This window comes from Algiphilus aromaticivorans DG1253 (assembly GCF_000733765.1).
GTDB classification, from domain to species: Bacteria; Pseudomonadota; Gammaproteobacteria; order Nevskiales; family Nevskiaceae; genus Algiphilus; species Algiphilus aromaticivorans.
The window spans coordinates 3,735,702-3,758,070 of record NZ_JPOG01000001.1 but is presented as its reverse complement, the minus strand read 5'-3'; the positions used below and the strand labels follow the sequence as shown (position 1 = coordinate 3,758,070).

Genomic DNA, 22,369 nt, shown 5'->3' with positions numbered 1-22,369 from the left:
CGCGCACGCGACGCATTGTTCGACTCCGGGCGAGGTTTCGACTACGTTACAGACTTATGGACGTGCTCGATGACACGGGATGAAGCAGCCGGACATCAACAGCGTCATCCTGGCGCTGTATCAGGCGTCCATGACACCGGAGCGATGGCCTGATGCGCTGCGGCTGGTTAGCGAGTTTGTCGGTGGCCGCGCCGCCGCCATGGAATTCGTGCAATTGCCGGGCAGCAATGTGCAAGTCGCGGCCAACTACGGCTACGACGCGCAGGGGCTCCTGTCGGTCATGGGAGACCAGCTGGCCGAATACGACCCGTGGTGGCCCTGCGTTCAGATGGAGCCGGACAGCGACCTGCTCATCGGCAGCAAATATGTTCCGGCGAAGCACGTTCGCAACTCGGCGTTCTACAACGAGGGCCTGCGCCGCGTGGAGGCTGACTGGCGGGACGTAATGGCGGTTCTCGCGCCACTGAGCGATGAGAGTACCGGCATATTTTCGGTCTACCGCGGCGGCGATCAGGATGACTTCGGGCACGTCGAGATCGCGCGCATGCAAGCGATTCGGCCCCACATCAAGCAGGCCTTTGAGCTAGCCAGCCGCCTGGGCGGGCACGAGCTGCGCGAACAAATCAGCGGTCGCATCAGCGCCGATCGCGGCGATGCCGTACTGCTTCTCGACCACAAAGGCAGCGTGGTCTACGCCAATCCGCTCGCGGAGGCGCTGCTGAAGCAAGTCCCCGGACCCTTGACGACACGAAACGGTTGCCTGAGGCTAGGTTGTTGCAGGGCTGACAAACGCCTGCAGCAGGCGCTAGGGCAGTGCCTGGCCGGCAGCGACCCGGAACAGACGCCGAGCAGTGCCACGGTGCTCTGGCGGTCCGGCGGCACGCGCTACTCCGCCATCGTCACACCGCACCTGAACCGGGTGCTGCCCGCACCCCTTGCTCTCGGACGCAGGCAACCCGTGGTTGTCGTCGTCGTTCGCGATTTCAAACCGGACAGTGCGAGTATCGCATCGAGAGTGCAGCAGGCTTTCGGCCTGACCACCGCGGAAACCCGCATTCTGCTGCAGTTCCTCGATGGCCTTTCGCCGGCGCAGATCTGCGCGGCAACGGGCATCACGATGAACACGGTCAAGTCGCAATGCCGCGCCCTCTACCGCAAGACCGGCACCGCCAACCAGGCTGGCCTGTTACGCATGAGCCTGGCGGGTTTCAGCGCCTAGCGCCGGGCCACCGCACGCGGACCATGCTGGGAATTGACCCGACGGGCGGCTCGGAACGTGCCGCCATGCCCGCGACACGGCCCACGCCCGACGACCACGCAGCTGCGAATGAGACACACCCGATAAACCCGGGAGAAAACCGCCGCTTGCCCGGACCCGGGCCGCCGCCCGGCGCGACACCTGACGTGCCGTCACATGTTCTCGACAGGGCCATACGGCGCAGCCAGCCTTTGACACCCCAGCAATAGCCCGCGTATAAGCTCGCGGCCATGACTACCGCCACTGCCAGCAACAGCCTGGTCATCGTCGAGTCCCCCGCCAAGGCGAAGACCATCAAGAAATACCTCGGCCCCGGCTACGAGGTGATGGCCTCCTACGGCCACGTGCGCGATCTGGTGCCGAAGGACGGTGCCGTCGACACCGAGCACGGCTTCGAGATGCACTATCAGATGGTCGAGCGCAACGCCAAGCACGTGCGCGCCATCATCAACGCGCTCAAGGACGCCGACACGCTCATTCTCGCGACCGACCCTGACCGCGAGGGTGAGGCCATCGCCTGGCATCTGGTCGAGCTGCTGCGCGAGAAGAAGGCGCTGAAGAACAAGGAAGTCCAGCGCGTCGTCTTCTACGAGATCACCAAGTCCGAGGTGCAGAAGGCCATCGCCAATCCGCGCGCTATGGCGGACGAGCTGATCAGCGCCCAGCAGGCGCGCCGCGCGCTGGACTATCTGGTCGGCTTCAACCTGTCGCCGCTGCTCTGGCGCAAGGTCTCGCCGGGGTTGTCGGCCGGGCGCGTACAGTCGCCGGCGCTGCGCCTGATCTGCGAGCGCGAGGAAGAGATCAAGGCCTTCGTGCCGCAGGAATACTGGTCGCTGACCGCGCAGAACGAGAAAGCGGAGCAGCGCTTCACGGCCCGCCTCCTGCGGCTGGACGGCGAGAAGGCCGAGCAGTTCACCCTCACCGAGAGCGACAGCGCCCACAGCGCGCGCCAGCGCATCCTCGACGCCGCCGACGGTCGCCTGCACGTCGCCAAGGTCGAGAAGAAGCAACGCAAGCGCAACCCGGCACCGCCCTTCACGACCTCGACGCTGCAGCAGGAGGCCAACCGCAAGCTCGGCTTCGGCTCGACGCGCGCCATGCGTGTCGCCCAGCAGCTCTACGAGGGCGTCGACCTCGGCGGCGAGACGGTGGGTCTCATCACCTACATGCGTACCGACTCGGTGAACCTGGCGAACGAGGCCATCCACCAGATCCGCGAACTGGTCGGCCGGGACTACGGCGCGGACTACGTGCCGGAATCACCGCGCGCCTACAAGTCGAAGTCGAAGAATGCCCAGGAGGCCCACGAAGCCATCCGCCCGACCTCGATGATGCGCACGCCGAAATCGATGGCAGCGCACATGGGCGAGGACCAGCTCAAGCTCTACACACTGATCTGGCGCCGCGCCATGGCCAGCCAGATGGCCTCGGCGGTCTTCGACACCGTCACCGCCGAGCTGACCGCCGGCAACCATGCCTTCCGCGCCAATGGCTCGGTGCTGGTCTTCCCCGGCTTCATCGCCGTCTACCAGAGCGGGCGCGACGACGCCTCGGACGATGACGACGACAAGCGCCTGCCCGAGCTGACCGAGGGCGAGGACGTCACGCTGCACGACGTCGCCGCCGAGCAGCATTTCACCGAGCCACCGCCGCGCTACACCGAGGCTTCGCTGGTGAAGACGCTGGAGGAATACGACATCGGCCGGCCGTCGACCTACGCCTCCATCATCGGCACGCTGCAGCAGCGCGAATACGTGCGCATGGAAGGTAAGGCCTTCTGGCCCACCGACGTCGGCATGGTCGTCAACCGCTTTCTGACCGAGCACTTCACGCGCTACGTCGACTTCGACTTCACCGCCAAGCTGGAGGACGATCTGGACGCCGTCTCGCGCGGCGAGAAGGAGGCGACACCGCTGCTCGCCGACTTCTGGGAGCACTTCGCCAAGCGTCTCGAAGAGAAGAAGGATCTGACGCGCGGCGAGGTCAACGAGGGCCGCTCACTGGGCACCGACCCGGCCAGCGGCAAGCCGGTCACGGCCAAGCTCGGTCGCTACGGACCCTACGTGCAGATCGGCACCAAGGACGACGAGGACAAGCCCAAGTTCGCCTCGCTGCGCGGCAACCAGCGCATCGACACCATCAGCTTCGAGGAGGCGATGGAGCTCTTCAAGCTGCCGCGCAACCTCGGCACCACCGACGACGGCACCGAGGTGGTGGTCAGCATCGGACGTTTCGGCCCCTACGCCCGTTTCGGCGACGAGTTCGTCTCGCTGAAGAAGGACGACGACCCCTACAAGGTCACGCTGGCGCGCTGCATCGAGCTCTACGAGGCCAAACAGGCGGCGCTGGAGGCGGCCACGCTGCAGCACTGGCCCGAGGAGAACATCCGCATCGTCAAGGGTCGCTTCGGCCCCTACGTCAGCGAAGGCAAGTTGCGCGCCCGCGTACCCAAGGGCACCGAAGCCGAGTCGCTGACACTGGAGCAGTGTCGCGAGATGCTGGAGGTCGAGAAACAGAAGAAGCCTGCCGCCAAGAAATCCGCCGGCAAGAAGAGTGCCGCGAAGAAGTCCGCTGCAAAGAAGTCAGCCGCAAAAAAGGCGACTGCGAAGAAGAGCGCCAGCAAAAAGACCGCGGCGAAAAAGGCGGCAGCCAAGAAGAGCGCCGCGAAGCAATCGGCCGCCAAACAGCCCGCCGCGCAGCCGGACGCGCCCGGCGGAGCCGACAGCAGCGGCGTCTGAATGGGCGGCCGTCCGCTGCAGGCGGCCGTCGCCGCGCTGGCGGATGGCGGACTCGTGGCCTACCCCACCGAAGGCGTGTGGGGGCTGGGCTGTGACCCGGCCAACCCGCTTGCGGTCGACAGGCTGCTGGCCGCCAAAAGCCGCGACGTCTCCAAGGGGCTGATTCTCATCGCCCACGACTTCGAGGCGCTGCGCCCCTGGGTCCGGATACCGCCCGAGGACAAATTGGCTGCGGCCATGCAGAGCTGGCCGGGGCCGTCGACCTGGCTGTTTCCGGCGGCCGATGACGCCCCCGGTTGGATAACCGGCGACAGCGACCGCATCGCCGTGCGCGTGACCGCGCATCCGCCGGCGTCGGCGCTTTGCCGTGCCTGGGGTGGAGCGCTGGTCTCCACCAGCGCCAACCGCAGCGGCGAGCCTACGGCCGAAACCGCCACAGCCGTCCGCCTGCGCCTCGGCCGGCATCTGGATGCCCTGCTTCCTGGTCCGCTCGGCGGGCTCGGCCGTCCCTCGCCGATCCGCGACGTCATGACCGGCTATCTTGTGCGCCCATGAGCGAAATGATTGATCCCGAAGCCGTCTCCGAATTCCTGCGCCGCTATCAGCAGAATCTCTGCGACGAGCTGGAAGCCGCTGACGGCGATAGCCGTTTCCTGATCGACCAGTGGCAGCGCGAGGCCGGTGGCGGCGGCGACACCCGCGTGCTGGCCGAAGGCCGCGTTTTCGAGCGTGCTGGCGTGGCCTTCTCGCTGGTGCACGGCGATGCGCTACCGCCCTCGGCCTCGCAGAGCCGTCCCGAGCTGGCCGGCCGCAGCTTCCGCGCCATGGGAGTGTCGGTGGTCATCCATCCGCGCAACCCTTACGTGCCCACCAGCCACGCCAATGTCCGCTTCTTCGTCGCCGAACATCCGGAGGAGCCGCCGGTGTGGTGGTTCGGTGGCGGCTTCGATCTGACGCCCTACTACGGCTTCGCCGAAGACTGCGTGCACTGGCACCGCACCGCGCGTGACGCTGTCGCCCCCTTCGGCGATGACCTCTACGCACGCTTCAAGCAGCAGTGCGACGACTACTTCTGGATCAAGCACCGTAACGAGCCGCGCGGCATCGGCGGGCTGTTCTTCGACGACTTCAACGAAGGCGGTTTCGCGCACAGCTTCGGCATGATGCAGGCAGTTGCCGCAGCTTTCCCGCGCGCCTATGTGCCTATCGTGAAAGCGCGACGCGGCGCGCCCTGGGGGGACCGCGAGCGCGACTGGCAGCACTATCGCCGCGGCCGCTACGTCGAGTTCAATCTGGTCTACGACCGCGGTACGCTCTTCGGCCTGCAGTCCGGCGGCCGCACCGAATCGATTCTGATGTCGATGCCGCCGGCCGCACACTGGCGCTACGACTATCATCCCGAAAGCGGCAGCCCGGAAGCGGCGCTGCTGGAAGATTACCTACCGCCCCGCGACTGGCTGGCCGACGCATGACCCTTACCGAGCTGCGCTACCTCGTCAATCTGGAGAAGGAGCGGCACTTCGGCCGCGCCGCGGAGCGCTCCTTCGTCTCGCAGCCGACGCTGTCGGTCGCGATCCGGAAGCTGGAAGAGACCCTCGACGTCACCCTCTTCGAGCGCAATCGCGGCGAAGTCCGGCCGACGCCGGTGGGCGAACGCATCTGTGCGCAGGCCAAGCGCGTGCTCGCCGAAGCCGCGCGCGTCGAAGATCTCGCCAAGGAGGGCAAGGACGATCTGGTCGGGCCGGTACGCCTGGGCGCCATCTACACCGTCGGCCCCTATCTGCTGCCCTATCTGGTGCCCATGCTGCGCCAGACTACGCCGCGCATGCCGCTGATCCTGGAAGAGAACTTCACCGCCCAGCTACTCGAGCAGCTGCACAACAACGAGCTGGACGTCGCATTGGTGGCGCTACCCGTCGAGGACAGCCAGCTGCATGTCTGGTCGGTCTACGACGAGGACTTCATCGTGCTGCTGCCGCACGAGCATCGCTGGGCCGATCGCGAAACCATTCCCGCTTCCGAGATGGGCGAAGAGAATCTACTGCTGCTCGGGCCCGGCCACTGCTTCCGCGAGCAGGTCGTCGAGGCCTGCCCGAAGTGCATCGACAGCAATGCTGAAGGCCCGCGCCCGCAGACCGGCTCCAGCCTGGAGACGATCCGCCACATGGTCGCCAGTGAGATCGGCATCAGCGTGCTGCCGCGGAGCAGCCACGTGAACCGGCCGGAGGAATCCCAGCCTTACCTGGTGGCGCGCCCCTTCGCCGACCCGGTGCCACAGCGGCGCGTGGCGCTGGTCTGGCGCAAGACCTTCCCGCGCCCCGAGGCGATCAAGGCACTGCGCACCGCCATCGTGACCTGCCACATGCAGGGCGTGGACTTCCGCCCCCTGGACGCCGAGCCCGAAGCCTGAGCACTGCCTAAGAAATTGCCTCTGTGCGCGCCGCACGCGACGCGCTACCCTGCGTTCACGAGACCCGAGAAACCATCGGCAAGGACGCCGGCACGGAGGAGACAATGATGAAGCAGTTGAGCCTGGCCCTTCTGGCCGCCCTGACCCTGAGCGTCCACGCCGCCGACGGGCCGCCAGACCGTGCCGTCGAGCGCCTCGGCAAGGACCTGACCCCGATGGGCGCCGAGAGGGCGGGCAACGCCGACGGCAGCATCCCGGCCTGGGACGGCGGCTACTCGATCCCGCGGCCGGAGTCCGGCACCGAACGGCATCTGGACAGCTACGAACTCTTCGCCTCCGACGAGCCCATCGCCGTCATCACTGCCGACAACATGGCCGAGTACGCCGATCTGCTCACCGTCGGCCAGAAGGCGCTGCTCAAGCGCTATCCCGAAACCTACAAGATGCCGCTCTACGAGACTCGCCGCAGCGGCCGGGCGCCGGAGTTCATCTACGAGGCGAATCGGCGCAATGCCGAGCGCGCCTATCTGAGCAACGGTGGCGAGAGCATCAACGATGCGGTCACCGGCATCCCCTTCCCGCTACCCGACTCGGGCAAGGAAGCGATCTGGAACCACAAGCTGCGCTATCGCGGCGAGTCGGTGCAGCGCTACAACGTCCAGCTCGCCGTGCAGTCCAGTGGCCGCTTTACGCCCTTCAAGCTGCGCGAGGACATCCGCTTCCACTACAACAATGACGGCGTCGAGGTCGAAGAGCTCGACAACGTCGGCATCTACTTCCTGCAGTTGGTCGTCGGCCCGCCCCGGCAGGCCGGCAACGTGCTGCTCGTCCACGAGACCCTGGACCAGGTCAAGGAATCCCGCCGCGCCTGGCAGTACAACGCCGGACAACGTCGCGTCCGTCGCGCGCCCGACGTTTCCTACGACAATCCGGGCACCGGCTCGGACGGGCTGCGCACCAACGACCAGCTCGACATGTTCAACGGCGCCACCGACCGCTACACCTGGAAGCTGGTGGGCAAGAAGGAAGTGATCCTGCCCTACAACAGCTATGAGTTCGGTGACTCGCGCAACACCTACGAGGAGATGACGCGCGCCGGCCACATCAACCAGGATCTGACGCGCTACGAGAAGCGCCGCGTCTGGGTCGTCGAATCGGAACTCAAGGCCGGCATCAGCCACCTCTACAAGCGCCGCACCTTCTACATCGACGAGGACACCTGGAGCATTCTCGGCGTCGACATCTACGACCGCCGAGACGAGCTATGGCGCTACCAGGAGCTGCATTCCATCCAGCTCGTCTGGCTGGATTCCGTCGCCACGGTTGGCTCCACGGTCTACGACCTGCAGGCCAATCGCTACCTGCTGCAGGAGATCAGCAACGAGGAGCCGCTGGTCAATACCAGCGTCACCTTCGGCGAGCGGCACTTCACGCCCTCCAACATCAGCCGCATGGCAACACGCTGAGCGCGGCGATGGCGCGGCCGCCTGTAACGGTCGCGCCATCATCCGGTAACGCTGCTGTCATGGCGCACCCGCAGGCTGCGCGCCATGCAGCCCGCCATCGAACTTCCTGCCGACGCTCTGCCGCGTGCGCTGCGCCGCAGCCTCGGTCTGCATCTGCGCTGGCTCACTGGCGCCGTCACTGCCGGTACTGATGACGGCGTCGCAAGACCGGCAAGCCGTGCACTGAAGCTAGCCGCGGCGCTACCGCCTTACACCGCACTGCAGCTGGCGCACGTCGCCGGCTTCGCCGCCGACCGCCTCTTCTATTCCGCCGAGCGCGGGCAGGAAGTCCCGGCGCCGCTCTTCGTGCTGGGCATTCCGCGCAGCGGCACCACCTTCGTCCACCGCCTGCTCGCCGAGGACAGCGCCCGCTTCAGCAGCATGCGCACCTGGGAGGCCCTGCTCGCCCCCTCGGTGAGCGAGCGGCGCCTCTGGCAGACGCTGGGTGCGGCCGACGCCGCGCTCGTCGGCGCCGGCCGTCGGCTGCGCGACGCACTCGTCCGCCGCGCGGTCGGCGACTTCGACGCTGTGCACCCGGTCAGCGCCGACGACGCCGAGGAAGACTATCTGGCGCTGCTGCCGCTGGCCGGCTGCTTCCTGGCCGCACTTGCGGCTCCCGAACGAGCGGAGCTGTGGCGGCTGGCGACGCTGGACCGGGCGCCCGAGACCGAGCGCGCGCTGCTGCTCGGCGCCTACCGCCGCATCCTGCAGAAGCACTGCTTCGCCAGCGGCGACGGCCGGCAGCTTCTTTCCAAGAATGCCGCCTTCGCCAGCTGGGTCGGCGCGCTGGCCGAGGCCTTCCCGGACGCGCAATTCATCGTCTGCATCCGCGAGCCCGAAGCCGCACTGACCTCGCAGCTCAGCGCCATCGCCGGCGCCAGCCGCGCCCTCGGCAACGACCCGGCCATCGAGGCCGAGCGCTTCGCCGGCATCTTCGCCGGCGGATACCGCCATCTAGCCGACAGTCACGCGCGCCATTCCAAGCGCATGGCCGTCGTCGCCATAGACGATGTGCGCGCCCGGCCCGGCGCCACGCTGAGTGCGGCGCTGGCGCATCTCGGTGTCGCGCAGGGGCCGGCGCTGCGTGCGTCTCTGGCGCGCGCCGAGGCCAATGCCGCGCAGGCGCCGCAGCCGCGCCCTGCGCCCGATGATCAGCCGGCACCACCGGCGACGCTGATGGCCGCCATGAAGCGCGACTACACGCGCCTGCACGCGGCCCGGCAACAACCAGCTTCCTTCAGAGAGCCACAGGAGCACTCCGCATGACGGATGGCGCAACGCACACCGCTCTGCACATCCCGGACGCACCGACGGCGCGCCCGGCCTTCGCACCGCAGCGCGTCGCCTTCTTCTCGGATGCTGAATCCGAGCGCAACGGCGCCGGCAGCTATTACAGCGATCTCATCGCACAGCTCACACCGCGCCTGGCCGAAGCCGCCATCTTCCAGCCCGGCAGTCACCGCCGGCGCCTGGGCAGCCTCAGCCTGCCGCTGCCCGGCGACCCGACACAGCGGCTGCTGACGCCGGATGTGCCGCGGCTCTGGAAGCGCATCCGCCGCATGCAGCCGGATGTCATTGTCAGCGTCACGCCGGGGCCCTTCGGCCTTCTGGGACTGGCGATGGCGCGCCACCTCGGCTGCGGCTTCGTCACCGCCTTCCACACCGAGTTCGAGGCGCTGTCGCGGCTCTACTGGAATCCGGTTTCGCGCGGCATCGCCGGCGGCTATCTCACCACGATGAACCGCCTGCTCTGCCGCAACAGCGCCGAGGTACTGGTACACAGCTCCCGCCTCGTACCCACCGTGCGTGCGCTGGGCGCACCCTCGGTGCGGGTGATGGGAACACCGCTGCCGGCGAGCTTCATCGACACACCCATCACCGCGGAGGCGCGTCCACTGCGCCAGCTCGTCTTCGCCGGCCGGCTGGCGCCGGAGAAGAACCTGGAGGCCGTCGTCGCCGCCGCACGCGCTCTGCCCGAGCTGCGCTTCGTCATCGCCGGTGACGGCCCATTGCGCCGCCAGATCGAACGCGAAACCGCGGATCTGAGTAATGTCGACATGGTGGGCTGGCTCGACCGCGACGCGCTACGCAAACTGCTCGACGCCTCGGACCTGCTGCTGCTGCCCTCAAAGCTGGAGACCTTCGGCTCCATCGCACTGGAGGCGATGGCACGCGGGAGACCGGCAGTGGTCGCGGAGACCGCCGGCATCCACAGCTGGCACGCGCTGCGCGACGGACTGGTGTCACTGCGCAACGGCGAGGACCTCGCCGACGCCATTCGACGCCTGCAGGTCCAGTGCCCGGAAGCACGCCGGGTGCGGGCGCTGCGCGCGCGTGACGCCGCGCGGGCACTCAACGACGAAACATTGACGCAGTGGCTGGATCTGGTCGCCGACTGTCAACGATGAACATCCGGCCGTTGCTGTCGGTGCACGACGTCATGCCGGAAACGCTGGCGCCGGTGGCCGACATCCTGACGCGGCTGCGGCGGCATCGGCTGCCCCCGGCCACCCTGCTGGTCGTGCCCGGCTGCCGCTGGCAGACCGACGAGCTGTTACAGCTCCGACGCTGGCAGCTGCAAGGGCACGAGCTGGCGGCACACGGCTGGCGCCACCGGGCGCGCGGCATCCGCGGCCTGCATCACCGATTGCACGCGGCGTTTATCTCGCGCGACGCCGCCGAACATCTGGCGCTATCCACCGACGAGATCGGCGCCCTCATGCGCCGCTCCTATGACTGGTTCGCGCGCAACGGTCTGGACGCCCCCGAGCTCTATGTGCCGCCGGCCTGGGCGCTGGGCGCACTGCCGCGCACAGCGCTGAGAGATCTGCCCTACGCGCGTGTCGAGACCACCGCCGGCTTCATCGACGCGGCCAGCGGCCGGCTCGACGCTGTGCCGCTGCTCGGCTTCGAGGCCGACACCGCCGCGCGAGCACTGGCGCTGAGCGCCTGGAACCGCGGCCAGCTGCTACTGGCGCGCAGCAGCGGCCGCCCGCTGCGCGTCGGCATTCATCCACAGGACTTCCAGCTCCGGCTGGCCGGCGCGCTCGAGCGGCTACTGAGGGCGCTGGCCATCGATATCACCTCGCGGCGCGCAGCGCCTCTCGTCGGCGACGCGCCATGATATTGAGCCCCTCGACCAGCGCCGAGAAGGCCATCGCGGCATAGACATAGCCCTTGGGCACGTGCGCACCCATGCCTTCGGCGATCAGGGTCGTGCCGATCAGCAGCAGAAAACCCAACGCGAGCATCACCACGGTCGGATTGCGCTGGATGAAGGCCGCCAGCGGGTTGGCAGCAAGCAGCATGACCATCACGGCCGCCACCACCGCCACTACCATGATCGGGATATGCGGCGTCATGCCGACGGCAGTGATGATGCTGTCCACCGAGAAGACCAGATCCAGCATCAGGATCTGCGCCACGGCCGCGCCGACACCGCTGATCGCGGCCTTCGAGCCGGCGCTTTCCGAGTGCTCCGGCGTCTCCGGATCGATGTGATGGTGGATCTCGATGGTGGCCTTGGCGAGCAGGAAACCACCGCCGGCGATCAGGATCAGATCCCGCCAGGAGAAGGGTTGGCCGAAGATGCTGAACAAGGGAGCAGTCAGCTGAACGATCCAGGCCACCGTCGCCAGCAGTAGCAGGCGCAGCACCAGCGCCGCGCCGATACCCAGCCGGCGCGCGAAGGCGCGTCGCGCCTCCGGCAGCTTGTTGGTCAGAATGGCGATGAAGATCAGGTTGTCGATGCCGAGCACGACTTCCATGACCACCAGCGTGGCCAGCGCCACCCAGGCTTCAGGGCTCGCCAGCAGGGCCAACAGATATTCGGTCATCGCTCGCTCCGGCATACAGGATGCCGGGCACTATAGCGACGCCGCAGCCCCTCGGCCGCGGCGCCGCCTCAATCACCAGGCGTACTGGTAGCCAAGAATCAGCGTGGCATCGGTTTCGAGCTGTGGCCCGTTGAGATCCTGATAGAAGGGCAACAGGTACTCGGCGGCGAGACGATGGCCGGCGAGCATGCCGCGCGTGCCCAGCAGGTTCAGGCCCAGGCCGATCTCGGCGCGGTCACCGCCCTGCAAGTCCGGGTTGGCGGTCTGTACCGGGGCGACGATACCGGCGTCGATACCCTGAATGGCCTCGCGGCTCTGCGCGCGAATACGCAGCGAGCTGCTCAGCGCCGGCGCCCACAGCCAGCTTGCCCAGGCGCTGAGCTCGTGCTCGTCGCCGCGCGTGTAGCCCTCGTCGTTGCGCCCGATGTGCAGCACGCCGGCGTAGCTCGCACCCCAGCCCAGCGAACCGCTGGTTGCACGCCAGCTCAGCCCCGGCGTCGCCGCCCAGGTGCCGCTGCCCGGCTGCATCATGTAGGGCACGCGCAGCCGCGGCCGGCCGCCCATCGGCGTCAACACATCGTCGGTGTTGTCGGTATCGCCAGTGGGTGCGCGCAGACCGAAGCGGCCGACGACGTCGCCTCCGGCCAGCCCCCCCAGGCGGAACAGCCCCGAGACGCCGACATCGCCCAGGCCCTTGCTGGTGGTCTGGAAGTTGCCGAGCCGGTCGGTGCCGCTGCCACCCTGGAAGGTGATGTGATCCATGCTGTTGACCACCACCGGCAGCATCGCCATCAGCGTGATGTTGTCGCTGAGGCCATACATGCCGCCAAGCATGTGCATTTCCATATCCATGCTGGCCGGGACCACGCGCAGCGTCGGTGGCTGGCCGGGCCGGCCGGCGAAGCGGTTGGGTACGTTCTGCACGATGAATTCCGGCGACACGCGGCGCGTGCCAATGCGGCTGCCGGCCATATCCATGTGCATGTAGCGGTAAGAAATCATGAACTCGCCGGCACCGTGCAGGTGATCACCCATGACGCCGATGGGCGCATGACTGTCGGCGCGCGGGCCGTGACCGGCATCGGCGTGGAGAACCGTCAGCGGATACAGCAGCAGCACTGCGACGGTCGCCCGCGCGAGAAGGGAAGAAGAAAGGAACATGCGTGCATCCTCGATGCAGCGCGCAACGCGTTGCGCCGCGCGAAAAAATGGGGGAAGACGGTGCAGCCGGGCCGTGCCCGGTCAGTCAGCCCCGGGGCGGCGCCCGAGCCGGCGGCAGCCGGACGGCGGCAGCGCGTGGCGGTGTAAGGGCTGGTGGCGCCCGCAATGGCGCCGCGGCAGCGATCAGCCGAACACGCGCCGGCGCATCGGGAGCGGCACCGTCACCGCTTGCCGCACAGCAGGCCGGGCAGAACATGCCCGCTTCGGCCTCGGCCTCGCCCGCCATCGACTGCAGCAGCTCGGGCGGCAACTGCTCGCGCAGGCTGGCAAGGAAATCGGCCGAGCCGGCGCCGCAGGCCAGCATGGCGAGCCCACCGTCGCGCGCCATCAGCTGCGCCTGCGCCACCGGCAGCAGCAGCTGCGCGATCAGCGCAAAGCAGAGCAGCGCGCGGGGCGCGATACGGTGGCGGCGAGAACGGCGCATCGCTGCATTATGCCCGCCGCGGAGCGCTCAGGAGACGCCGCGACGCGTCGCGAGCGACTGTAGTGAAATGCCGGCGCTCAGAAAGACAGGCGCGGCGATCCCGCTGAGTTTCGCTAGACGGCCCGTGGGTCGTCCGCTTCGCCACCGTCGCTCAGTGCACCGATGATGGGGCAGTGCGCCGCATCACCGCGCCCGTCGCAGCGCGCCACCAGCGCCGACAACGCCTCGCGCATACCCTGCAGGTCGCGTAGCCGCGCCTCGATGACTGCCAGCTTGTCGCTGGCCAGCGCGCGCACCTCGGCGCTGGGCGCGTCCTGATCGGAAAGATCCAGCAGCGTGCCGATCTCCTGCAGAGAAAAGCCGAGACGCTTGGCGCGCTGGATGAAGCGCAGCCGCTCCACGGCCTCCGGCGTGTAAAGGCGATAGCCGGAAGCGCTGCGCTCGGGCGGCTGCAGCAGCCCCTCGCGCTCGTAGTAGCGGATGGTTTCGATCGCTACGCCGCTGGCGCGTGCGATACGGCCGATAGTCTGCATGGTGATCGCCATTTCGGTACGAGCGGACATCGTAGCGCCTGTAGCCAGTTACAGGGTCAAGGCTTTTCCAATGGCGCGCCGCGCCCGGCGACGCCAGGCGTCGGCGCCGCAGCCCGGTGTATATTCGAAGCAGCGAGCCAATGCGCGACAAGCGGGCGAAACGACCCGCGCGCCGACACGAGGGAACGGGGAGACAACGATGAAGGGATATCACGAAGGGCAACGCAGCTTGCTGGCTTGGCTCTGGCCCGGCCTCGCCGCGCTGAGCCTGCTGGCCTGCAGCGGCTCCATGCCACCCGAGGACAGCGAGCGCGCGGTAGCGCGGCTTGCGGACTGCGGCCCCGGCAGCGCGCCAGAGCCGGGCCTGCAGGGTCGCGTGTCGCGGGCGGATCGCGACAGCGGCCGCAACCTCGAAGCCTATTCCTGCAACATGCGCCTCGTCGGCCAGTATCAGGGCCAGGGCGCGTCGGTGGTCAGCGCCTCCAGCGGCGACTGCGCCTACATGTCCAGCGGGCCGGTGGCCGCCGTGCTCAGCAGCACACCGGGCATGCAGGTCGTCGACGTCACCAACCCCGCCAGCCCCGAGTTCGCCGGCAACCACGCCAGCCCGGGCATGCTGCTGGGCACCTGGGAATCGCTGAAGGTCAACGAGGCGCGCGGCCTGCTCGGCGGCGTCGCCGTCGGCGTGCTGACGGCGCCGGGCTTCTTCGATGTCTACGACATCAGCGAGGACTGCGCCAACCCCATCCACCGCAACGGCCTGCTCGGCACATCGCTGGAGCTGCCTTCGAATATTCTCGGCCACGAGGGCAACTGGTCGCCGGACGGACGCACCTACTGGTCGACCGGCCTCATCGCCGGCAGCATCACGGCCATCGACGTCGAGGATCCGGCGCAGCCGCGCATCCTCTACACCGGGCTGCGCGGTTTCCCGTCCAACCACGGCGTCGAGTTCAGCCCGGACGGCAACCGCATGTACCTGGCCACCTGCCTGCCCGGCGGCATCATCACCCTCGACATCAGCGCCATCCAGAACCGCGAGCCGGTGCCCGCCGTCCAGCAGGTCAGCCAGATCACCTGGAACTCGCGCAGCTGCGCGCAACACGCGCTGCCGGTCTTCTTCGACGGTGTGCCGCATCTGATCGCCGCCGACGAGTTCGCCTCGGAAGGCGTGCGCATCATCGACATTTCCGACGAAACCCAGCCCGAGATCATCGAGCACATCCAGCTGGAGATCCAGCTGCCGGAGAACGCCGCGCTGCGCCACGAGGATGTCGCCAGCAACGGCGCCTTCGGTTACGAAGCGCATTACTGCGATGTCGACCGCGTCGAGAACCCCACCGCGCTGGCCTGCGGCTACTTCAATTCCGGCATCCGTGTCTTCGACATCCGCGATCCACGCGAGCCGGTCGAGATCGCCTACTTCAACCCGCCAGCGGTTCCCGACGACGCGCCGCGCCTGCACGGCTCGCTGCACGCCTACGGCGGCGGCATCCTGCCGCACATCTCCGACCAGAACGCCTCCGGCTCAGCGCCGGGCGCGCTGGGCCCCTACATCCTGCGTTACGTGGCCTCGGTGCCGGAGCTGCTCTCGCTCGGCCTGGGAGCGGTGCACGGCGAGATGAGCGCGGACTGGTGCAGCTCACCGCCGCGCTTCGTCGACGACCGGCTGTGGGTCACCTGCATGGACAACGGCTTCATGGTTCTGGAGTTCACCAACGGGGTCTACCCGCTGGGTAGCGGCGGCACCTGATGCGGGCGGGGCTGCTCGCCCTGACCGCAGCGGCAATCGGGCTGGCGCTGGGCGCGCTGCTGCAATCCCGGACGACTGCGCCCGCGGCACCCGCGCCCGGCGTGGTCGACATCGGCTTCGCGCAGCACATGAGCCGGCATCACGATCAGGCCGTCATGCTGGTCAGCCTCTTCCTGCAGAAGCACGACACGCCGCTGGCCGGCTTCTCCCACCGCATCCTCGAGGGGCAACTGGTGGAGCTCGGGCAGATGCGCGGCTGGCTGGCGCTGTGGGACGAGCCGCTGACGCCGGACAGCCTCGCCATGAGCTGGATGCTCGCCGGCAGTGAGCCACCGGACGACGAGTTGCGCGCCTATCTGCTGGCTTGCGAGGCCTCCTCCAGCGGCATGCCGGGACTAGCGACCACCGACGAGATACAGACGCTGACGCAGGCCGAGGGCGAGACGCGCGACCGGATCTTCCTGGAGTTGATGCAGCGCCATCACGAAGGCGGCCTGCCCATGCTGAATTTCGCCGCGCGCGAAGCGAAGCTGCCCGCGGTGCGCCAGCTGGCCGAGCGCATGCTGGTCGAGCAGCTGCGCGAGATCGCGCGCATGCGTGGCGGCATGCCGGCGGCCACCGCCGGCGAGCCGGGCAGCGCGCAGCGCCCGGCGCCTTAGGGAAGCTCTGAAAAACGTCGCGAGCGAAGGCAGGGTGAGAGCCGCCGGAGCGCAGGAAGCGGAGTGTATAAACCAATTACATGAGCACTCCGAGCACCGCCGGCGCTCAAGATGCCAAGCGCAGCAGTTTTGCAGAGCTTCCCTAGGGAGTCATGGCGACGCCGGCAGGCGGCTCGGCGCCTGGGGCGTCGATCAGGCGCCGCGTCAGCAGGCTGCCGTCCAGGCGGTAGAGCGCGATGAGCGCCTTGCGATAGGCGATGAAGGCGTCAGCGCGGTCGAGCTGCGCCTGCAGCAGGTCGCGCTGGGCCTGGGCCACCAGCAGCGAGGTGGAACGGCCGACTTCCAGACGCGCCTGCTCGGCCTCCAGCGTCTGCTCCTGCAGCGCCAGTGTCGCAGCCGAGGCCTCGATCTGGGCGGCGGAGCGCTCGACCTCGCGCACTGCCTTGGCCACCTCGGCGCGTACCAGCGACGTAAGATTGCGCAGGCTCTCCTCGGCGCGGCGCGTCTCGGCACCCGCGCGGCGATCCTCCGCACGCGCGGCGCGGTTGCCCAGCGGGTACTCGAACTGCAGCGCCGCCGAAAGGTTGTAGGTGTCGCGGTCCTCGACGCGCTGCCAGGCATCGCCGAAGCTCTCGGCGAAGCCGGTCTGCCCCATGGTGATGAAGAGATCCAGCCTCGGCAGCAGGCCGTTGCGCGTGGCGACGGTCTCCAGCTCGTTGCGCGCCAGCAGCAGGCGCGCCTCGTTGAGTTCGGCGCGGCGGCGCTCGGCCAGCGCGATGTGCTCCCCGGCTTCCGGGATCGCGCCGGCCTCGACCTCGGGCCCGCTGCGCGGCTGCAGCGAGCGCTGCCACGCCGGCTCACCCGGCGGACTCAGCAACTGCAGCAGATCGGCCTGCAGCTGCTCGGCTGCGGCGCGACCGTCGATCAGCGCCTGCTCCCGGCGCGCAGCCTCGGCGCGCACCGCCGCAAGCTCGGTGCGCGGCTGCGCGCCGACCTCGATGCGCGTGCGCGTGGCCTCGACCTGGCGCTCGGCGAGCGCCTTGGAAGCCTCCAGGATACGGATGCGCTCGCGCGCACCGACGTAGTCCCAGTAAAGGCGCTCGACATCCGCCACCAGTGCCGACACGAAGCCGCGCAGCTGGTAGGCCGAGGCCGCGACGTCGGTGCGCGCCTGGCGCAGCGCGACCAGGTTGTTGGCAATGCCGAAGCCGCGCAGCAGCGCCTGCGTCACGGTCAGCCCGAGCTCGGCACCACTCTGCGTCGGCGAACGGTTGGACTCGGAACGGTCCTGCGAAATCGCTAGCTCCAGATCGGTGCCGGTGGGCAACGTCTGGCGCAATCCCAGCGCCAGATTCTGGCGCTCGTTGGTGATATCCAGCGTCTCGTTGGTGTTGTCGAACTGCTGCTGCGTCAGCGCGCGACTGGCGCCGACTTCTCCGAAGAGCGTCGGGTCGAAGCGCGCGCGCTCCACCTGCTCGAAGCTGCCGGCGACGATGGGGGCCTGCCGCTCGGAAGTCAGCTCCGGGTTGTGCTGCAGCGCCAGCGCCACGGCCTCCTCCACCGACAGCGCGATCTCACCCTCGACGGGAACCGTGACCAGCTGCGGCGCCGCCACCGTGTTGTCGACCTCGGCGGCCGTGCCGGGAAAGGCCACGGCCAGGAGCGGAAGCAGCAGGAAGCGACGGCAGGGCATGGCGGGCATCACGAGCGGGAAGTGGCGACGGCACTGGCAGGCTTCGCGCCGCGCGCCGGCCAGGCGCCGTGGAAACCGGCGTAGACCACCGGAATGATGATCAGCGTGATGAGCGTGGACGAGATCAGCCCGCCGATGACCGCGCGCGCCAGCGGCGCCTGCGCGTCGGCGCCTTCACCGACACCCACGGCCAGCGGCACCAGCGCCAGGATGGTGGTAGCCGCGGTCATCAAGATCGGGCGCAGGCGCCGCCGGCCGGCCTCGCGCACCGCATCCAGGGCATCGCGACCCTCGCCCTGCATCAGATTCGCCTGATCGACGATGAGGATGGCGTTGTTGACGACGATGCCGATCAGCATCAGGCAGCCCACCAGCGACTGCGCGCTCAGCGCCGTGCCGGTGGCGAGCAGCATGACGACGACGCCGATCAGCGCCATCGGCACCGTCACCATGACGATGACCGGATCGCGCAGCGATTCATAGAGGCAGGCCATCACCATGTAGACCAGCAGCAAAGCCAGCGCGACGTTGAGCGCCATGGCGCCGAAGGCCGCCTGCTGCGCCTCGTACTCGCCGGTCAGCGCCAGCTCGTAGTTCGCCGGGCGTGGAATCTCGGCCAGCGCCGCCTGCACATCCTCGGCCACCGAGCCCAGATCGCGGCCGGCGATGTTGGCGAAGACGACATTCATGCGCTGCTGGTTCTCGCGCTGGATCTCGACCGGCCCGCTGGCCTCGCGCAGCTCGGCGACGGCACCCAGCGGCACCATGCGCCCGTTGCGCGCCGGGACCGGCAGATCGAGGATGCGCTCGGGCGCGATACTGCGGTTCTCGGCCAGCTTGAGCAGGATGCGCACCTCGTCACCCTGATCGAGGAAATAGCCGCTTGTATTGCCGGCGATGGCCGTCTCCACGGTCCGGCCGACGGATTCCACCGATACGCCGAGATCGGCCGCACGGCCGCGGTCGATGACGATGAGCCGCTGCGGCTCGCCGCCCGTGCGCGGCACGCGCAGATCGGTGATGCCATCGATGCCGGTCAGCGTTTCGCGCACCTGCTCGGTCAGGCGGTCGAGGGTGGCGAAGTCGTAGCCGCGCACCTCCACGCCCAGCGCCTCGCCCTCGCTCAGCCCACGCGACAGCCAGCGCAGGAAGAAGGGCTCGCGCACCCGCACGCGCACCGTGGTATCCGGCAGGCCGGTGACGGCCTCGCGCAGGGCCGCGGCCACTTCCGCGCTTGAGCGCTCCCGCGCACCCGTCGGCGGCAACTCGATGCGGATGTCCGCCTCGGTGCCGCCTTCGCTCTCCACGCTGGTGACCATCGAGCGCCGTTCCGGCACGACTTCGCGGATGATCGCCTCGGCGCGACGCGTCTGCCGATCCATGATCTCCAGCGTCGTACCCAGCGGCATTTCCAGATCGACACGCACCTCGCCCTCGTCGCTGGCGGGCATGAACTCGCTGCCCAGCAGGGGCAGCGCCGCAACGGCACCGGCGAAGAGCAGCACCACCACCGCGACGACCCGACGCGGCCGCGCCAGCGCGCCCTCCAGCGCATCCCGATAGCTGGTCTGCAGCGCCGCATAACGGCGCGCGATGGCCGCTGCCGGCGCCTGCAGCCATCGCGTTTTCAAGCCGCCGCCGGCGGGCACGTAGCGCGCGGTCAGCATGGGCACCAGCGTCAGCGCCACCATCAGCGCGCAGGCCAGCGCGAAGGCGACCACCACCGCCAGCTCGCGGAAGAGCTGGCCGGCAATCTCGGTGGCGAAGAGCATGGGGATGAAGATGGCCAGCGTCGTCAGCGTGCTGGCGACGATGGCCGCCGCGACCTCGTTGCCGCCGCGCTCGGCGGAGGCCCGCAGACCCTCGCCGTCCTCCTGCCGACGGCGCATGATGTTCTCGAGCACGACGATGGCCGAATCCACCATCAGACCGACGCCCAGCGCCAGTCCGCCCAGCGTCATCAGATTGATCGTGAAGCCCGAGAAATAGATCAGCGCAAAGGTGCTGATCAGCGACACCGGAATGGCCGTGGCGATGACCATCGTCGCGCGCGGGTTGCCGAGAAAGAGCATCAGCACCAGCACGGCGAGCACACTGCCGTAGAGCAGTGAGCGCGTGACATTGGCGATGGCGCGCTCGATGAAGCCGGCGCTGTCGAAGAAGGGCATGATGGCGACCTGTGGCAGCTCCTCATTGAGGCGCTCGACCTCGTCGAGAATGCGCTGCGACACCTCCACCGTGTTGGCGCCGGACTGCTTGCGCACCGCCATGCGCACACCCGCCTCGTCGTTGATGCGGATCAGCCGGTTCTCGCGCATCTGCGTATCGGCAACGCTGGCGATATCGCCGACGGTGATGGGCTCGCCGGCGCGCTCGGCGACGACCGTGGCGCGCAGCTCGTCGAGGCTGGCGATGCGCCCGGGCGTGCGCAGACGGATCTCGCGGCCCTGCAGCTCGATGGAGCCGGCCGGCAGATTACGGTTGGCCGCCTCCAGCGCGTCGCCGACGTCGACCAGCGACAGCTCCAGCGCCTCCACCTTGTCGATGTCCAGATTCACCTGGATCTCGCGCTCGGGACCGCCCCAGGTCTCGGCGGCGGCCACGCCGGGCACCTGCTGGATGCGATAGAGCAGCCGGTTGTCGATGAGGCGGCGCAGCGCCACCGGATCGATGGGGCTGGAGATACCCAGCAGCATGATGGGCGTGTCGGCGCTATCGAACTTGCGGATGCGCGGGCGGCCGGCGTCCTCGGGCAGCTCGTCGACCTCGCTGAAGAGGCGGTCGCGCACATCGTTGGAAGCGACGTCGATATCGGTGCCCCAGGCGAAGCGCAGCGTCACCTCACTCTCGCCCTCCTTGGACTCGGAGCGCATCTCCTCCAAACCCGGCGTCGAGGCCACCGCCTGCTCGATGACGCGCGTAACCAGCTCCTCCATGGTCTGCGGCGCAGCGTTGGCGTACTCGACCTGGATGTTGAGCACCGGGCTCTCGATATCCGGCAGCAGGTCGACCGGGATGCGCGTCAGCGCGATGGCGCCCAGCAGCACGGCGATGAGCACCACCATGACGGTGGTCACCGGCCGCGCGACCGCCGCCGCAGGCAGATTCAAGCCGGCGCCCCGCCCGCGCGCGTCACGGCGGCGCCGTCGCGCAACTGGTCCTGGCCGAGCACGACCACGGTTTCCGGCGCTTCCTCTTCCAGCGACAGCGCCGCCAGCTCACCGGCACGCAGCAGCACCTCGGCGGGCACGAAGCGGGCGCGGCCGCTTTCCTCATCCACCGTGAAGAAGCCCGTCCGGCCGTTACGCTCGACCAGCGCGGCCGCCGGCACGATGGGGCGCTCGTCCACGCGCCGCGCCTCCAGCGCAACCTGCAGATACATGCCCGGCGCCAGCAGACCCTGCGCGTTGTCCACGCGCAACTCCACCCGCGCCTGCCGCGACGCCGGGTCGAAGCTCGGGGCGATGCGGCTGATGGCGGCATTGAAGCGCGGTGCGCGCATGGCCGCAGCCTGCACCTCCGCAGCCTGGCCCACGGACAGCATGCCGTAGAGATCCTGCGGCACCTGGATCACCGCACGCAGCTCGCGCGTGTCCAGAATGCGTAGCAGCGGCGTATTGGCGGCGACGGTGTCGCCCGCGTCGACCATGCGTTCGCCGACCACGCGCGGGCCGTCTTCGCCACTCCAGTCCGCCGTGATGCGGGTATCGGCCAGCTGCAGCGCGGCCGTCTCGCGCGCCGAGCGCGCGCGGGCGATGCGCGCCTCGGCCACCGCCAGCGCCGAGCGCTGGGCGTCGACCTCGGCTTCGGCGTCCTCCAGCTCGGATGCCGCGGCTATGCCGTCGGCCTCCAGCCGCTGGACGCGCGCCAGCCGGCGCTCGGCGAGCGCCAGCGCGCTGGCCGCCTGCTCGCGCTCGGCCTCGGCCACTTGCAGATCCGCGCGTGTCGCGGCCAGCTCCTGCCGGAACTCGGCATCGTCGAGGGCCACCAGCAAGTCGCCGCGCTCGACGACATCGCCGATGTCGACATGCACCGCCTGCACGCGACCGGCAACGCGCGGCGCCACCGTGTACTCGGCGGCCGCCTCCAGGCTGGCCGGGAAACGGCGCGAGGCAACCAGCGAGCCCACTTCAAGCGGCGCAGTCTCGACGGCGACGGCACGCTCGGCGCTGTCGCCTTCCTCCGGTGCCGGCGTCGGCGCGAGCGCAGCCGCTGCCACTACACCGAGCAGAACCACGAGCGCGCTCGCAGCGAGCATGCCCTTGCGCATCGCATCTCCCAGGGAAGAACCGTCCGGCCGCGGTCGCACGCGCCTACAGCGCGGTGCGACGGGCCGCAA

18 protein-coding genes are annotated in these 22,369 nt (G+C 68.8%); 11 read left to right on the top strand and 7 right to left on the bottom strand.

The window, feature by feature from the left end; all coding sequences use genetic code 11:
* The first annotated feature begins 79 nt into the window (after positions 1–79).
* The 9 genes from U743_RS17480 (at position 80) to U743_RS17440 (ending at position 11,035) form a co-directional block, all read left to right on the top strand.
* On the top strand, positions 80–1,219 hold the full coding sequence (locus U743_RS17480) for a helix-turn-helix transcriptional regulator (protein WP_043770273.1): 1,140 nt from the start codon (positions 80–82) through the stop codon (positions 1,217–1,219).
* A 269-nt stretch (positions 1,220–1,488) separates the two neighbouring features.
* Positions 1,489–3,996, top strand: coding sequence for a DNA topoisomerase I (locus tag U743_RS17475; protein WP_084191651.1), 2,508 nt, complete (start codon positions 1,489–1,491; stop codon positions 3,994–3,996).
* Positions 3,997–4,551: an L-threonylcarbamoyladenylate synthase gene (locus U743_RS17470; protein WP_043770271.1), complete on the top strand. Its 555-nt coding sequence runs from the start codon at positions 3,997–3,999 to the stop codon at positions 4,549–4,551.
* 5 nt (positions 4,552–4,556) lie between these two features.
* A complete protein-coding gene (hemF, locus tag U743_RS17465) occupies positions 4,557–5,468 on the top strand; it encodes an oxygen-dependent coproporphyrinogen oxidase (protein ID WP_408607409.1) in 912 nt (303 codons plus the stop codon).
* Entirely contained in the window at positions 5,465–6,406 is a 942-nt protein-coding gene (locus tag U743_RS17460; protein WP_043770267.1) for a hydrogen peroxide-inducible genes activator, read from the top strand. The genes hemF and U743_RS17460 overlap by 4 nt, the downstream gene beginning before the upstream one ends.
* Positions 6,407–6,429: 23 nt before the next feature.
* Complete coding sequence (locus U743_RS17455; protein WP_052368354.1) at positions 6,430–7,872, top strand: DUF1329 domain-containing protein; 1,443 nt, start codon at positions 6,430–6,432, stop codon at positions 7,870–7,872.
* 84 nt (positions 7,873–7,956) lie between these two features.
* Positions 7,957–9,177, top strand: coding sequence for a sulfotransferase (locus U743_RS18420; RefSeq protein ID WP_052368353.1), 1,221 nt, complete (start codon positions 7,957–7,959; stop codon positions 9,175–9,177).
* Positions 9,174–10,319: a glycosyltransferase gene (locus U743_RS17445; protein WP_052368352.1), complete on the top strand. Its 1,146-nt coding sequence runs from the start codon at positions 9,174–9,176 to the stop codon at positions 10,317–10,319. The genes U743_RS18420 and U743_RS17445 overlap by 4 nt, the downstream gene beginning before the upstream one ends.
* On the top strand, positions 10,316–11,035 hold the full coding sequence (locus tag U743_RS17440; protein WP_043770265.1) for a polysaccharide deacetylase family protein: 720 nt from the start codon (positions 10,316–10,318) through the stop codon (positions 11,033–11,035). Before U743_RS17445 ends, U743_RS17440 begins: the two co-directional genes overlap by 4 nt.
* Here the strand turns inward: U743_RS17440 and U743_RS17435 are convergent.
* The 4 genes from U743_RS17435 to U743_RS17420 form a co-directional block, all read right to left on the bottom strand.
* Positions 10,992–11,747 (bottom strand): TerC family protein, encoded by a 756-nt coding sequence (locus tag U743_RS17435; RefSeq protein WP_043770263.1) that lies wholly within the window; start codon positions 11,745–11,747, stop codon positions 10,992–10,994. The two genes, U743_RS17440 and U743_RS17435, sit on opposite strands and share 44 nt — an antisense overlap.
* 72 nt (positions 11,748–11,819) lie before the next feature.
* Positions 11,820–12,908 carry a transporter family protein gene (locus U743_RS17430; protein ID WP_052368351.1) on the bottom strand — a complete coding sequence of 363 codons (1,089 nt, stop codon included), beginning with the start codon at positions 12,906–12,908 and terminating at the stop codon, positions 11,820–11,822.
* Between the two features lie 85 nt (positions 12,909–12,993).
* A complete protein-coding gene (locus U743_RS17425) occupies positions 12,994–13,392 on the bottom strand; it encodes a DUF2946 family protein (RefSeq protein WP_043770257.1) in 399 nt (132 codons plus the stop codon).
* Between the two features lie 113 nt (positions 13,393–13,505).
* Positions 13,506–13,955, bottom strand: coding sequence for a heavy metal-responsive transcriptional regulator (locus U743_RS17420; protein WP_084191650.1), 450 nt, complete (start codon positions 13,953–13,955; stop codon positions 13,506–13,508).
* 169 nt (positions 13,956–14,124) lie between these two features.
* On the opposite strand from U743_RS17420, the gene U743_RS17415 reads away from it, so the two are divergent.
* Positions 14,125–15,678 carry an LVIVD repeat-containing protein gene (locus U743_RS17415; RefSeq protein WP_043770255.1) on the top strand — a complete coding sequence of 518 codons (1,554 nt, stop codon included), beginning with the start codon at positions 14,125–14,127 and terminating at the stop codon, positions 15,676–15,678.
* Positions 15,678–16,337: a DUF305 domain-containing protein gene (locus tag U743_RS17410; RefSeq protein ID WP_052368350.1), complete on the top strand. Its 660-nt coding sequence runs from the start codon at positions 15,678–15,680 to the stop codon at positions 16,335–16,337. The genes U743_RS17415 and U743_RS17410 overlap by 1 nt, the downstream gene beginning before the upstream one ends.
* A 142-nt stretch (positions 16,338–16,479) precedes the next feature.
* Here U743_RS17410 and U743_RS17405 read toward each other — a convergent pair whose 3' ends face one another.
* The 3 genes from U743_RS17405 to U743_RS17395 are packed head-to-tail and all read right to left on the bottom strand — an operon-like array spanning position 16,480 to position 22,300.
* Positions 16,480–18,030: a TolC family protein gene (locus U743_RS17405; RefSeq protein WP_198022106.1), complete on the bottom strand. Its 1,551-nt coding sequence runs from the start codon at positions 18,028–18,030 to the stop codon at positions 16,480–16,482.
* An 8-nt stretch (positions 18,031–18,038) separates the two neighbouring features.
* Positions 18,039–21,140 carry an efflux RND transporter permease subunit gene (locus tag U743_RS17400; RefSeq protein WP_043770249.1) on the bottom strand — a complete coding sequence of 1,034 codons (3,102 nt, stop codon included), beginning with the start codon at positions 21,138–21,140 and terminating at the stop codon, positions 18,039–18,041.
* Positions 21,137–22,300, bottom strand: a complete 1,164-nt coding sequence (locus U743_RS17395) for an efflux RND transporter periplasmic adaptor subunit (protein ID WP_043770247.1) — start codon at positions 22,298–22,300, stop codon at positions 21,137–21,139. The genes U743_RS17400 and U743_RS17395 overlap by 4 nt, the downstream gene beginning before the upstream one ends.
* Between the last annotated feature and the right edge of the window lie 69 nt (positions 22,301–22,369).

Coding starts and splice junctions, on each gene's coding strand:
- U743_RS17405 (WP_198022106.1), bottom strand. CDS start 18,030: ATGCCCTGCCGTCGCTTCCTGCTGCTTCCGCTCCTGGCCGTGGCCTTT.
- U743_RS18420 (WP_052368353.1), top strand. CDS start 7,957: ATGCAGCCCGCCATCGAACTTCCTGCCGACGCTCTGCCGCGTGCGCTG.
- U743_RS17445 (WP_052368352.1), top strand. CDS start 9,174: ATGACGGATGGCGCAACGCACACCGCTCTGCACATCCCGGACGCACCG.
- U743_RS17480 (WP_043770273.1), top strand. CDS start 80: ATGAAGCAGCCGGACATCAACAGCGTCATCCTGGCGCTGTATCAGGCG.
- U743_RS17475 (WP_084191651.1), top strand. CDS start 1,489: ATGACTACCGCCACTGCCAGCAACAGCCTGGTCATCGTCGAGTCCCCC.
- U743_RS17415 (WP_043770255.1), top strand. CDS start 14,125: ATGAAGGGATATCACGAAGGGCAACGCAGCTTGCTGGCTTGGCTCTGG.
- U743_RS17425 (WP_043770257.1), bottom strand. CDS start 13,392: ATGCGCCGTTCTCGCCGCCACCGTATCGCGCCCCGCGCGCTGCTCTGC.
- U743_RS17420 (WP_084191650.1), bottom strand. CDS start 13,955: ATGTCCGCTCGTACCGAAATGGCGATCACCATGCAGACTATCGGCCGT.
- U743_RS17460 (WP_043770267.1), top strand. CDS start 5,465: ATGACCCTTACCGAGCTGCGCTACCTCGTCAATCTGGAGAAGGAGCGG.
- U743_RS17470 (WP_043770271.1), top strand. CDS start 3,997: ATGGGCGGCCGTCCGCTGCAGGCGGCCGTCGCCGCGCTGGCGGATGGC.
- U743_RS17430 (WP_052368351.1), bottom strand. CDS start 12,908: ATGTTCCTTTCTTCTTCCCTTCTCGCGCGGGCGACCGTCGCAGTGCTG.
- U743_RS17395 (WP_043770247.1), bottom strand. CDS start 22,300: ATGCGCAAGGGCATGCTCGCTGCGAGCGCGCTCGTGGTTCTGCTCGGT.
- hemF (WP_408607409.1), top strand. CDS start 4,557: ATGATTGATCCCGAAGCCGTCTCCGAATTCCTGCGCCGCTATCAGCAG.
- U743_RS17435 (WP_043770263.1), bottom strand. CDS start 11,747: ATGACCGAATATCTGTTGGCCCTGCTGGCGAGCCCTGAAGCCTGGGTG.
- U743_RS17440 (WP_043770265.1), top strand. CDS start 10,316: ATGAACATCCGGCCGTTGCTGTCGGTGCACGACGTCATGCCGGAAACG.
- U743_RS17410 (WP_052368350.1), top strand. CDS start 15,678: ATGCGGGCGGGGCTGCTCGCCCTGACCGCAGCGGCAATCGGGCTGGCG.